Raw genomic sequence first — 13,523 nt, 5'->3', positions numbered from 1 at the left:
ACCGACCGAACGGGAGGTAATTTCACCGATGCGCACGGATTCTTTCGCATGCGGAACGCAACGCATCTGTGCAAATCGGCGGGATCTGTGGGAGTAACCTAAGCGCTCAATGCGTTTGAAAAGACAAGTGGGAGAACACGCCCACGGATTGCAGAGATCGGCGCAGATGGCAGGTGGAATGATGGGTAAAATCGAAAAGGCCCCTTCCGCAGTGTGCAGAAGGGGCTAACCGTTGGGGTTGCGAGCCGATTAGGCCTTACCCGTGCCGAAGGGCATGGCGGTGAGGCCACTCTGGGGAGCGGGAGCCTGGGGAAGTTTAATCTCACCAAACTCCTTCTCGTAGCGTGCGATGTTCTCCTGCAGGGCGTAGAGCAAGCGCTTGGCGTGCTCGGGAGCCATGATCACACGACTGAAGATCTGCGGGGGAGCGATGGGGAGCATGTGCGCGAAGTCGATCACAAACTCACTGCTTGAGTGGTTGATCATCGCCAGGTTCGAGTACTCGCCCTGCGCCACTTCGGGGCGCAGCTCTATTTTCACTTGATTTTGATTGTTGTTGTCTGCCATACAGCAATAAAAGGTTTCTAAAAGGTTTCTAATGTTTATTATCTCACTGCAAATTTAATCAAATCATAGCTTACAGCCAAACATTTCTCACATTATTTGGCCTCCGCCCCCACCCCACCGTCGCTGCGCGGCGTTACGCCACGAGCGCTATCATCGGCAGAGCCATCATCAGTTGGGCGAGGTTAGGCATCGTCTTGGTCGGCTGGTTCGTCAGATACTCGTTGATGAGCACCACACGCAGCATGGCCCGTGCGTCCTCGTTCTGCAACACGGCAAACAGGCCGTTGTCCATCTCAGCGTAAGCAAAGGCGGCGCGCATCGCCGCCACCGAGTAGCTACCCTTTGGCAGCTCCTTCCTGTCGGCCTTGTCCTTGCGCCAAGGTCGCTGCTCCGCCGCCATCATCGCCTCCACATCGTGCGCTCCCACCAGTCTCCAGAATGGCTCGTGCTGCATGTGGAAGAACGGCTTCGTTATGTCGGGCGTAAAGATAGCCGACTGCCCCAGGTACCTCCGCCACACCTCCCGAAACTGCTTCACCAACTCATCCGTCAGTTCGATTTGCGGATACCTTATCACGTTGCTCTCCACCAAATCTATGATAGCCAGCAACAGCACCGCCTTATGCGGAGCCTTCCGCCCCTTCACCTTCGCCGTGTGGAGATGCGAAAAAGCCTCAACGTATTCTATAACCTGTAACGCCATTAAATGATGTTCTATATTGTTTAAGTTCTTTGCCAAGCACAAGATAGACTAACGTGATGTCTCTTTTTATCTAAACTTACGACAACAACTCTATATCAGAGTATTCAACAATTCCACAACCTTGGTTCGTTCACCACTACCCTTAGTAGAAAGCCTCAACAAAGGCAAACCATAATTGGAAAGTATATGATCTTTCATCAAGTCACGACGATGTTGATCCGTTTCTTCGTTATGGTATGAATACCCGTCCGTTTCTATAGCAACTACAGGTTGCTTGCTTACTCGATTAATGATAAGAAAATCCAAATGCGTATTATAGTTCCCCGCATACTTCAATTCGTCTTCATTCATCAGCGAAGTATCCTTAACAACTTCACGTAAGGGAATATGGCACAACACATTTAAGACCTTAAAACGAGGATCCGACGCGACAACATTAACGAGCATGTTGTAAGTCAAATTTTCAGAAGCAAACTCCGATATTTGCGGATGAGATTTGAGAAATACCATTCGCTGCTCCGTGTATTGTTCATACAAATAGTCGAATATAGAAGCCAACTTGCTTTCCGTTACTGTGCAATTATTATACGCTATATAGTCTAATAAATCAGTAATGTTACCGTGCTTCTCTTGTTCGTTGCCTGTCATTACCAAGCAGAACTTTTTCTTTGCTCTCGACACCGCAACATTCAACATATTGGGGTCATCAGCAAACTCTGTAATTTGATTGTCTACCACGCTCATAATGATAGCGTCGTTCTCACGACCTTGATACTTATGAATGGTTCCAGCTTTTACTCTATTCAACTGATTGTTGAATGCATCCACCTGATTGTTATATGGCGTTACTATTCCTATGCTGTCGAAGTCTTTCAATTTCGGCAGCACTTCCTCTTTCACCACATCTATCTCACGCTGATTATAGTGGTTTACGGCATGATTACCCTTCACCGTCCTTATAGCACTCACCACGTCATTCTCGCCCTTATCCTCTGTCATAATGAGCAAGTTTCCTCCATAGAATTTCTGATTACAGAAATTAATAATACGAGGATGACAACGATAATGCTCTCTAAGCAAAGTTTCAGGAACATCCATGATCACATCCAAAACAGATTGCAAGAAACTGTTCTTTGCGCAATCATATCCTTGGGCGATGTTGTATTGCCTCATGATAACATTGAGTTTTTCCCGATCTTCATCTGTTACCACATTTGGAAGCTGCAAAGTGTCTCCTACAATAACAGCATTCCTTGCACACGTCAAAGCCAACGCACCTGTATCAATCGACACTTGCGAAGCCTCATCCATAATAATATAGTCATACGGCTTATCCGTGAAAATGCAGGAGCGAGCAGAGAACGTAGTGCTAAGAACAACAGGATATTGCTTCATAAGTTCCTCACCATACCTTCTCAACTCATTGACGGCAGCAAAATTTAGACGTTTATGTTTCTCGTAATGTTCAAACAGAGAGGACTTGAACAATGACATCGAAAGCTCCGTCAGAGCATTGGCCAATTTCTTTGCATCATACGAGGATAACTCTTTTTCTACAGAACCGATTCGCTTTTTTATCTCTATTTGCCTGTTCAGATAATATAACATCTGAAGTTCTTTAACGAGCGGGCCAAAATTATTCTTGTCAACCTTGTTTTCGACATGAAGGCGATGCTTGCACAACCATTCCATCCACCACGTTCTGATTTGCTCTATCCATCTTGAAAAGAAGTTTGTCGGCTCAGGTTTTTCTCCATTGGCATATACTTGGTAGTTCAGCCACAACCTCATAATGCTCTTAGAGCTTACGCGGTGCGGCGTCTTCACACTTTCGCCTATGCCATTATCCATGCAAAAATGTTTCCACTCCAACCCTACTGCTTGTTGCTCCTGTAAAAGCTTAGCCCGCTCATTTTGCAAAGCGAACACTTTGTCAAGACGTTGCAATGTGGTGTACAACATCCGGCTCTTACTAATTGTTTCATAGAAAGGCTGTTCCCAAGTGAAGCATTCCGTAGGAACAGGCGGTTGATTAGCTATAAATTTCTCTTTATTCTCCCTGCTTCCAAGTGGCGCAACAATGAAAGACGTACCATACTTCTCCAACTTTTCCTGCACATTAGCCGTTGCAGAATTATTGTTTGACACAACCAGAACCGTTTTCCCCTGTCGGACGATATTGGCTATGATGTTCAAGATAGTCTGCGTTTTACCTGTTCCAGGAGGTCCTTGTATAACACTCATCTGATGCTTAAAAGCAGCAGCCACAGCAGTCTTTTGACTCGCATTGCATCCAAAAGGATAAATCAAGTCAGAACAATTCAGAGTCTTAGGTTTATATTTGTTAGGATTTAGATAGCAGGCGGCAGCCGTTTCCGAATCCACGAAGTCCACTTTGTCATACATGTCCGCCAAAATGCCATCGCTGTCCTTGTCCTTTCCTAATGGATTGACGAAAGCCACGTGCCTTAGGTAAGCAAACGTATTCTTGCTTGTCTTATCAGAAAGACAAGACGTACATACCCTTATCTTGGCACTATCTCCTTCAAAAGCATGACCATCAGTTAGGATAACTCGCCAAAAGCATTTACCACCGCTTGCAAACTTCCAAATCTCCCGTACATTATATTTCAATGAGCGACCAACAAACACCTTGGAATACATAGGGTCAATCCATTCGGAATCGCTAAGCCACGACACCTTGTCATTGCCGTAATTATAATACTTAGCACTGTTCTTAAACCGCACACGATATCCTTTCGACCCAATTTTCCGAATTGTATCGACTGCTAAAGTCTTAGGTTCTCCGTTTAATAGTAATAATTGACGTGTTAAATCCATTTCTATCCGATTGCTTTATATTGGCTGGCGAAGGCATAGGTGGCTTCCGACATAGGGGTGTTGAGGTGCCACACGATTTGCATGGGCTTTGAGCCTTCCATGCTTTTCATTGTGACCTGACCAAGGTAGGTGAAGCCCATGCGGCAACCGTAGTCGGGATGCTCGGCTTGCTGCCTGACGAACAAGAGCATGTTGTTATCGCCGTTACGGTAAGCCTCAGCCTCGCGACTTCCCTCGCGCACCCGGTTCTGTGTTTCCCAATGGAAGAACTCGCGGTTTTGTGCATAGTCTTGATAGGCCGTGAGCGATCCTTCCTCGCGTTTCTTGATGATGTCCACATACATGGCTTCCAACTGGATGCTCTTCAAGCGTTCCACTCCCTCGCGCGAGGGCGACTTGCGTTCAAGGGTGGAGAGGCCCAGGGCGGCCTGTATCTGCGCCTTGGTGTAGACACCGTGCAAGCGAAGCGGACTCCAGTCTTTATAAACCGAATTGTCGGCTTTCTCAGGTGCTGAGCAACGGTCGCGCAGATAGGCGACGACCTCCTTAAATTCTTCCACAAACAACGTGTCGGAGGCCAAGTCGCTGAACATATCGTTAAGGCTTGCGTATTGGCCTGCCGCATCGTACAAGTCGTAATATAGCATCACGGCGCAACGGCGTTGCTGCTCTGAGAACGCTGTGGTGTCGCACGCGAAGCCATGCTCCGCAAACCGCAACAACTGCGAGAAATAAGAGAACGAGTCAGTGGCCAACCATTTCTTGGTGACGGCAAACTTCAGTTGGGCAGCATGTGCCGACACCTCCTTGCGCACGCCAGCCAACTGGCACAGCTCGCCCCACGTCAAACTGCCGTAGAGCTTATGGAATGGCACATGACTATAATCCAAGAACCCTTTCAGCGAGAAAGCACCCTTGCACACCTCATGATAGGCGGCAATCTCCTTAACGATACGGTTACGGTTCAGGCTGCGCAGATAACCGTCGATGTTGGCAATAATCTCTTCCTTGGCTTTCTCCTCAAGGCTAATCTTACAACCGAATGGGGCGTTGGTGAAGCCACCCTCTATCTCGTCCTTGATGTTGCGCGAATGGCGACCTATCAACGACTCGAAACGCTCCTTATAGCTAAACTCGGCACGCGAGTGACCCACAAAGTCGAGCACGGTCAGGTGGTCCTTGCCTTGATGCAGTCGCAAGCCACGCCCAAACTGTTGTAGGAACACCGTGGCACTCTCGGTGGGACGGAGGAAGAGAATGGTGTCGATCTCTGGAATGTCGACACCCTCATTGAACAGGTCGACAACGAAAAGGTAGTTGATCTCTCCCTTCTGCAATCGTTTCCTCACCAAGGCGCGATGACGGGCATCGTCGTCGCTCGTCAGCACGTCTGTCCGCAATCCCGCCAACGTAAATTTGGCGTTCATAAACGTGGCATGCTTCTTATCGACACAGAAACAGAGGGCACGCACCTTATTCAGCCTACTGTTGCCTATGTATTGCTGCATCTTCTTCAGGATGAGCCCTGTGCGGAAATCGTTCTGCGTGTAGATACGCGAGAGCTCCGCCACATCGTAGCCGTGCCCACTCCATTTCACCTCCGACAGGTCCACATTGTCGGGTATGCCGTAATAATGGAAAGGGGCGAGCAGCCCAGCGTTCAAAGCGGCGGGCAATCGTATCTCGGCTGAGATATGGCCATCGAAGAAGGTGGTGATGTCCTCTTGCTCATTGGTACGCTCCGGCGTGGCCGTCAGACCCAAGAGTATTTTCGGCTTGAAGCAAGTCATGAGCTTTACATAGGTGGGGGCCACAATATGGTGTACCTCATCGACCACCATATAGTCGTAATAGTCTTCCGTGAGCGACAAGTGGTCGATACGGTTGCGCAACGTGTCCTTGCTGGCAAACACATGCTGGTAACTCGACGGCTCATTGTTGCCATCCCACAAACTTCCGAAGTTGGGATCTTCGAGCACAATGCGGAAGGTCTGCATGGCTTGGCGCAATATCTCCTGCCGATGGGCGATAAAGAGGAAATGGCAGTCGGGATGCGCCTCGCGATAGCGCTTGAAGTCGAATGCGGCAATAACCGTCTTACCTGTTCCCGTGGCGGCCACCACGAGGTTGTGGTAATGGCCGTGCACATGGCGCTCCACATCCAACTTCTCCAATATCTCCTGTTGGTAATCCTTGGCACGCATGAGGTCGAGGGCCGAGAAGTCGAGCAACGGCGTTTCCCAATCGGCGCCCAACGCTCGCTTCAACCGCTCATCGCTCACGCCAGGAATAAAGTCCTCGAACGTGTCGTCGCACCAATAAGCCTCAAACGAGTTGCGCACCTCCTCAATGACCTGTGGCAACTCAAACTGCGTGGCTTTGAAGTTCCACTCCTTACCATCCTTCAGGGCGTAACACGAGAGGTTGCTGGAGCCGATATAGGCGGTATGGAAGCCCGAGTTGCGAAGGAAGATATACGACTTGGCATGCAAGCGGTCTTGCGTGCCGTCGTAGGATATCTTAATCTCCGTGTTGGGCAACGTGGCCAGTCGGGCTATGGCGTCGTAGTCGGTTGCGCCTGTGTAGGTGGTGGTAATGATACGTAGGCGTTTGCCCTCGCTTGTGAATTTTCTCAGACTATCCCAAAGCAGGTTCAGTCCACTCGTCTTGATGAACGACACCACCCAGCATATCTCGTCAGCACAGAGTATCTCGCGGTTCAGCTCGCTCTCCATGTCGGTAGGGCCCCGTCCTCCAAAGAACAAGGCGCTACGACTCAGCGTGGTGATGGGTGTGATGGCTTTCAGGTGAGCCTCAATGTCAGGATACTCGCAGTTGGTGCGATCGATCACAGCCGTTAGGATGCTCTTCTGCGCATCAATCAGGTCGAGCTCCGTATCGTCCACCCGAAATTCACGGCCCAAGGTCTTGATCACCGAATTGATGAAGTCGGTATAGGATTGGGCACCGTCGTCCTCGGGAGCGCCAATGAAAGCCACTTCGATAAGATGCTGTAGATATTTGCTCAGGATATGCACCGCGTCGTCTTTCGATATGGCTTTCTTGCCAATGAAGAAACGTTCTGTGTCTACCCTGTCCAACTTCAAGCGGAACAGTCGGTTGATGATCTGTTCATAAACACCAGTTTGGATATTCGTGTCTTGCATCATTATCTGATATAAATGTTCTCGGCATGATACTGTAGGAATGTGCCATTGGGCTGATGCTCTTCGGGAAGGATAATCTTTCGGTTCGCAATCTTTCCGAAATGCTCAGCGTAGGTGGCTTGGGTAAGGGTGTCACGCAATGAGGGCGACACCATTACAGTATAGTCGTCAGGCCGTATAGTGATGAGTCCTTGGTCGAAGGCTCGGTCGTAGAGCGAGGAAAGGCAGATGCCGTTTTCGGGATTCAGGCGTGTGTCCTTGCGTTCTGCCCAAGGAATGATATGACTGGCAACCAACAGGCGCGAATCGTTGATGCCAGTGATGGCGCATTGCTCGTTGTAGTTGTTGAGTATCATCGTGCGGAACACGTTCTGATTGACCCTTTGGCGAACCACCGCTTCTCTGGTGTTGCCTTCCAAATCGGTTGTGGTGATGCCCAACGATTGCTCAATGGATTGTTGCTGGAGGCGTGCGCGTATCTCGGCGGCCTCCTTGAAGAGTCGTTCCTTGTTGTTGGCATATTCTTCCCAAACGGGCATGCAGGTCTTGGCACCGCTCGCCATGCCGTGGCGCCCTGTGGCAAGGATGTAAGGGTCGCAGGCGGCGAAGTTCACCAGGCGGAGAGCCGCCGAGTTTTCGCCACGTCCCAGCAGTCGGCCAAGTTCTCTCACCTCAGGCGTGTTGCGGTTCAAACGCCCAAAGGGTAATTGGAAATAGAGAGCTAAGGCAAGCACCAGTTCATCGTGTGTCCACAGGTTTCTTTGCATGTCTCAAAGGTACAGCGTTTTTCTCAAACGAGGGACGATTATAGCGGGATTTTGCGAAAAAGTGGGCAAAAATGTTTGTGGGGAGACGGGTAAGCGGCGTAGGGCGCTTGTGGGTGGGACAAGCGGGAGGGAGGGGTGTCGTGGTTTTTGGTTAAAAAGTTGTGCGGGATTTTTGGATGAGATAGAGAAGGAATTGGGGTGGTTTGTTGAATTGGTTTACTTTTTGCGTGTCGTGGGCTGACGATTGGGCATCTTTCGCGTTGCGAAAGCTTAGGTATCGTGGTGCGATAGATGGTCTTTCGTGGTGCGATAGCTTAGGTATCGAGGTGCGAAAGGTGGTCTTTCGTGGCGTGGAATGTGGAGCGTGGAGCGACAAACGGGCTACCAGAATCATAAAGGTCTGAATGTTAGGCGGTTACACAAATGCGCCAAGAATGGCGTATTTGGAGGCGGACGGGTGGTCGTTGAGAAAAACAGTGTATATTTGGGGGAGGAGTGTTGAGAATGTGGAATGGGCAATGCGGGGTGATTTTTCAAAGAACACGAGACTCGGCGAAGCCCCACCGACCAACGGGAGGTAATCTCACGAATCTATCGAGACTCGGCGAAGCCCCACTGACCGAAGGGAAGTAATGACGACTGAACGGAAACACCGCCGGTGTTTGTATATTAAGAACACGAATCTTTCGAATCTTACGAATGACTACTGAGAGGAAACACCGCCAGTGTTTGATATCTCACGAATGACCACTGAGAGGGCACCAACGGATCGCACTCGAGCACAAAGGAGGACAAAACGAAGCGAGGGAGCAGCTACGGGGCGGAGGCCCGGGCTGCTCCCTCGCTATGGAGGTTACCTAATGAGCGGTAGGATTATTTCAGGATTTTGTGGACACACTGGTTGCCCTTGCTGCTGACCTGCACGAAGTAGGAGCCATCGGGCAGACCTGCCAGGGGGAGCTGGAGGCGCTGGGTGTTGCCAGATGCCTTCACCTGATGGAGCAACACACCCCCTGCGTTATACAGACGGGCTGAGGTGCCAGCGGCGATGTCGCCACTGACGGTGACGGCCTTGCTGTTGTGCGACACCTTCATGGTCTCCACGTCGCTCATGGTCTTGTTGATGCCCTGAATGACGGGGTTGGAGGTGGTGAAACGGAGCGTGTAGCCATAGGTGCCCGAGGTGGGAACCACATACTTAGAGATGACGCCGGGACCACAGCTGCCTGAGCCGATGCCACGCTGCACATAGTCGAAGTGGGCGTAGATGGTGCGGTCGGCCGCATCGTTGGCCACGGGGAGCTCCCAGTTGTGCATATACGACTTGAGGGTCTGGTCGGACCAGTAGAGCGTAGAGAACGCCACCTGACCCTCGGTCTGGATGTTGATCTCGTTGCCCTGACCGTCGGAGAGCGTGAGCTCGCGCAGATCCTGGCGGTTGCCCATGGTCTGCGGGCGCAGGTAATACTCGTTCATGTCGAACACGGTGGTGGCGTAGCGACCGAGGTTTGATCCTGTGCAACGGTCGGTGTAGTTCTCCAGCGGACCACGAGCGTAGTAGTTGACCTGGCTGAACTCGCCCGGCATCTCGAGCTGCATGCCCAGACGACGCACGGCGCCATAGAGATCGGTGGCGGTGACCTGCGGTGTGAACTGGGTCTTGAGGTCGACCACACCGTTCTTATAGATGGTGTAGGTGAAGGTGTAGTTGACCCATGAGCCGGTGCCTGTTACGGTGGCCGTTACCTTGTTGCCACCATCCACACGACTGACGGTTACCTTATGGCTGCTGATGCCGTTGCTCTGGTCGTACCAGGGGTCGCTACCATAAGGAGCGTCGTTCTCGATCCAGCGATAGTTCTCATACTCGGGTGTGGCGCCATCCTTGACGATGCTGATGCCGTTCTGCGACCACTTGGTGAGCTTGCCCGAGTTGGTGTTGAAGGCGATCTCCACCTTGCTGTTGCTGATGGTGGTAACGCCGTTCGACTTGGTGACGCTCAGCGGCTCGGCGCTGCTGCCCTTGAGGTCGACGGCTGCGAGGTTGGCGCGATCCTGCAACACATACTGTGCGGTAGCGACAGCGTAGTCGGCGGGAGCGTAAGCGGTGGCGGCGGGGTGCACAACGCTCAGGTTGAGCAGCACCTCCTTGCCCTTGGCCTCAGCCTCGTCGTAGGCGGTAGGCACGGTGACAGAGCCTGTCTCGCCCGGCTTGAGGTCGTCGAGAGCCACATTGCCCTCATTGGCCACCTTGCCATCGACCACCACCTGGTAAGCCAAACGCAGGGCGCCCAGCGAGGTGAAGTCGTACTTGTTGGTGAGGGTGATCTCAGCGGTGTTGCTGCCAGTTGTCTGGCACTGGTCGAACGACACATACTGATAGACCTTCTTCAGCTCATCGAGCTTGGCGCTCCAAGAACGGTCGGCGTTGATGATGCCATTGTTGACGAAGTTGCCCTGGTGGGGAGCGTCGGGATAGTCGTAACCTGTGCGGTACTTGTGGAAGCCGTTCTGCATGAGGTTGCCGCTCATGATATCCTCGGAAGCTACGATCGACTGGTCGACCCAGTCCCATACGCAACCACCGATGCCATACTTGCTGCCCTCGAGGATGTCCCAGTACTCCTGGAGGTTGCCCAGCGAGTTGCCCATGGCGTGGTCGTACTCACACATGAAGAAAGGCTGCTCGGCCCAGTTGCCATTGGCCTGCGCCTTCACTTCATCGAGCGACGGATACATGCGGCTCCACATCTCGGTAGCGGTGGCGCGACCGGCGTTGGTGGCACCCTCGTAGTGGACGATGCGGTTGTCGAGCGTCTTCATGAGGGCGAAGGCGGCGTCGTGGTTGGTGCCATAGCCGCTCTCGTTGCCAAGGCTCCAGAACACCACCGACGGGTTGTTGCGGTCGCGCAGCACCATGCGGCGGGCGCGGTCGAGATAGGCGGGCTGCCAAGAGGCGTCGCTTGAGATGGCGGCACCATCCTGCCAGTTCTTGTGGCACTCGATGTCGGCCTCATCCATAACATAGAGGCCGTAATAGTCGAACATGGCGTTCATCTTGGCCTGACGGGGATAGTGGCTGGTGCGCACGGTGTTGACGTTGGCCTGCTTCATGAGGGTGATGTCCTTCAGCATGGTCTCCACATCGATGGCGCGGCCACGGGTGGGATGGGTGTCCTGTGTGTTGACGCCCTTGAAGTAGACCTGCTTGCCATTGACGTAGACGCGGTGGTCGTCGTTGGGGATCTCCACATAGCGGAAGCCATACTTGGTGGCGAACGCCTCTTCCTCCGACCCCTTGGCGTCGGTCTGTGCCACCTCGACGGTGTAGAGGTTGGGCTGCTCAGCGTTCCAAAGCTGGAGGTTGGTGAGGCCCTCGAATGTTACATACTGCGTGAGTTCCTTCTCGCCCTTCTTGAAGGCGAAATGGGTGTTCTGCTGGCCCACCTGCTGTCCCTCGGGGCTGATGAGGCGCACGCACACATCCTTGTTGGCGGCCTCAGCGTCGCGGTTGTTCATGGTAAGGGCCACGGTCATAGAGCCCGACTTGTAGCCGTCGGCGGCGTCGAGCTTAGAGGTGATGTAGTGGTCGCGGATGTAGGTCTTCGGTGTGGCGAAGAGGTACACGTCGCGATGGATGCCACTCATGTGCCACATGTCCTGACCCTCGAGGTATGAGCCGTCGGTGAAGCGGAACACCTGAACGCTCAGGTTATTTTCGCCCTCGTGGACATAAGCCGTGACGTCGAACTCGGCGTCGTTGTTGGCACCCTGGGTGTAGCCCACCTTCTTGCCATTGATCCACACGTAGGCACCGCTATAGATACCGTCGAAGTGGAGGAACACGCGGTCGCCGGCCCAGTTGGCGGGCAACGTGAAGTTGCGGCGCAGGGAACTGACCGAGTTGTAGAGGTTGCCCTTCATCGTGATGTAAGGAGGATTGTCCTCGAAGGGATAATCGACATTGACATACCAAGGATCGCCGTAGCCCTTCATCTCAACGCATGAGGGCACGTCGATGTTGTCCCATGAAGAGACGTTGACATCGTTGCCGTAGAAATCATCCTCGCCCGGACGCAACGACGGGTCTTTCACGAAGTTGATCTTCCATGTGCCATTGAGCGTCATCCAACGGTCGCTGGCGGGGTCGAGCCAAGGCTTGTCGTAGCGGGCCTTGTCGGCACGCAGCGCCTCGGTGTTGGCGTAAGGAATGTAGGCGGCGTGGCCCTCCTCCTTGTTGACGGCGAACACGCGCTGGTTCTCCCAGTCGGAGAGCACGGGCACGTAGGGGTCGGTGTACTCCACGGTGAAATAGGTAGTCTCGTCGTTGGCGTCCTGAATCATGCGGGTGTCGCCCTTGCTGTCGGCGGAGAGGTAGTAGACGATGCCGTTGTACTTATAGGAGATGCGGTAGACGCCCTGCTGGCCCTCTACGGGCTCGAACGACACCTGCTGGTTGTAGTTGGAACCATCGAGCGCATACTGCAACGGCAGCATCTTGCCGTTCAGGCCGGCGTCGATGGCGAAGTTGTACTTGGCGTTGAAGAGAACCGTGGAATAACCGGTGGAGCCATACTTGGAATATTCCACGGTGCGGTACTCCCAGTGCTGGCCATAGCTTCCCTCCTTATAAGGCTCGGTGAAGAGCAGGGCGGCCGACTTGCGGCTCTCGAGGTTGCTGAGCACCCAACCGGTGTTCTTGCTGCGGAGCAGGTAGGTGTAGCCCTTGATGATCTTGTCGACCTTGTTGGTTGTGGCCTGCAGGGTGAAGTGGCTGTTGGCAGCGTCGAGGTCCTCATCCATGTAGATGGTGCCGTCGGCGCGGAGCGTCATGGCGCGATTGCCGGCAACGTTGAGGAACTGGAAGACGCCCTCGCTGACCTGCTTGATGACAAACTGCTGGTTGGAGCTGGTGAACTTGGGATCCCACTGCAAGAGGCGCCATGCCTGCTGGGCCGCGGGAGCCATGTCGAAGCCCATGTCGTAATGGGGATTGTAGAAAGCATAGATGCTGTCGGATGGCGACACTGGCACAATCATCCAGTCTTGTCCCTCGGCCGAGAGGTCAATGGCATCGGTCGTAAGGTACGTGTTGTGTGCGCTCTGGTTACCATTCGTCACGGCCTGGCCGTTCGACTGGCACACGATGCGATAGATAATGCCCGGGTCGTTGATGTTGACCGCTTGCGAGAAGCTGGCCACCATTCCCAACAGGACCACTATCAGCGCTCTGCGCAGAAGCCCGAATTGTTTCATGTTGAAAAAGTTACTGTTGTTTAATTATTTGGTTATTGTAGTTGCTATCGCCGGTAGATAATGGGCTGACGCGGGGGCCTTGGGTAGATGGCAAGGCACCGCGTTTGCGCTGCAAAGTTACAACAAAAAGTTAGAAGCGCGGTAGAAAAAAAGCTGAATTGTGATGGGAAAATAGTACTGATGCGATAAAATCGCATAGTTATTAAAATTCATCAAATAAAG

General features: G+C 52.7%; 6 protein-coding genes. All 6 read right to left on the bottom strand.

All coding sequences use genetic code 11. The features are described from left to right. Positions 1 to 249: 249 nt before the first annotated feature. Positions 250 to 567, bottom strand: a complete 318-nt coding sequence (locus WKK33_RS10230; RefSeq protein WP_337933716.1) for a DUF3467 domain-containing protein — start codon at positions 565 to 567, stop codon at positions 250 to 252. Positions 568 to 700: 133 nt separating this feature from the next. Then, a complete protein-coding gene (locus WKK33_RS10225; protein ID WP_337933715.1) occupies positions 701 to 1,270 on the bottom strand; it encodes a hypothetical protein in 570 nt (189 codons plus the stop codon). Positions 1,271 to 1,360: 90 nt separating this feature from the next. Then, positions 1,361 to 4,111, bottom strand: coding sequence for an AAA domain-containing protein (locus WKK33_RS10220; RefSeq protein ID WP_337933712.1), 2,751 nt, complete (start codon positions 4,109 to 4,111; stop codon positions 1,361 to 1,363). 2 nt (positions 4,112 to 4,113) lie between these two features. Beyond that, a complete protein-coding gene (locus WKK33_RS10215; protein ID WP_337933710.1) occupies positions 4,114 to 7,281 on the bottom strand; it encodes a DUF3427 domain-containing protein in 3,168 nt (1,055 codons plus the stop codon). Next, the gene (locus WKK33_RS10210; RefSeq protein WP_287769011.1) at positions 7,281 to 8,045 is read right to left on the bottom strand and encodes an HNH endonuclease; all 765 of its coding nucleotides are present in this window, start codon (positions 8,043 to 8,045) and stop codon (positions 7,281 to 7,283) included. The genes WKK33_RS10215 and WKK33_RS10210 overlap by 1 nt, the downstream gene beginning before the upstream one ends. An 873-nt stretch (positions 8,046 to 8,918) precedes the next feature. After that, the gene (locus WKK33_RS10205) at positions 8,919 to 13,301 is read right to left on the bottom strand and encodes a glycoside hydrolase family 2 TIM barrel-domain containing protein (protein ID WP_337933709.1); all 4,383 of its coding nucleotides are present in this window, start codon (positions 13,299 to 13,301) and stop codon (positions 8,919 to 8,921) included. Between the last annotated feature and the right edge of the window lie 222 nt (positions 13,302 to 13,523).

Source organism: Hallella sp., assembly GCF_037460745.1.
GTDB lineage: Bacteria > Bacteroidota > Bacteroidia > Bacteroidales > Bacteroidaceae > Prevotella > Prevotella faecis.
Note: the sequence above shows the minus strand (reverse complement) of the source record. Positions and strands in the feature narration are given on the sequence as shown.

Bases quoted from the DNA above. Each gene is read 5' to 3' on its own strand.
- WKK33_RS10230 (WP_337933716.1), bottom strand. From the start codon at position 567: ATGGCAGACAACAACAATCAAAATCAAGTGAAAATAGAGCTGCGCCCC.
- WKK33_RS10215 (WP_337933710.1), bottom strand. From the start codon at position 7,281: ATGATGCAAGACACGAATATCCAAACTGGTGTTTATGAACAGATCATC.
- WKK33_RS10210 (WP_287769011.1), bottom strand. From the start codon at position 8,045: ATGCAAAGAAACCTGTGGACACACGATGAACTGGTGCTTGCCTTAGCT.
- WKK33_RS10220 (WP_337933712.1), bottom strand. From the start codon at position 4,111: ATGGATTTAACACGTCAATTATTACTATTAAACGGAGAACCTAAGACT.
- WKK33_RS10205 (WP_337933709.1), bottom strand. From the start codon at position 13,301: ATGAAACAATTCGGGCTTCTGCGCAGAGCGCTGATAGTGGTCCTGTTG.
- WKK33_RS10225 (WP_337933715.1), bottom strand. From the start codon at position 1,270: ATGGCGTTACAGGTTATAGAATACGTTGAGGCTTTTTCGCATCTCCAC.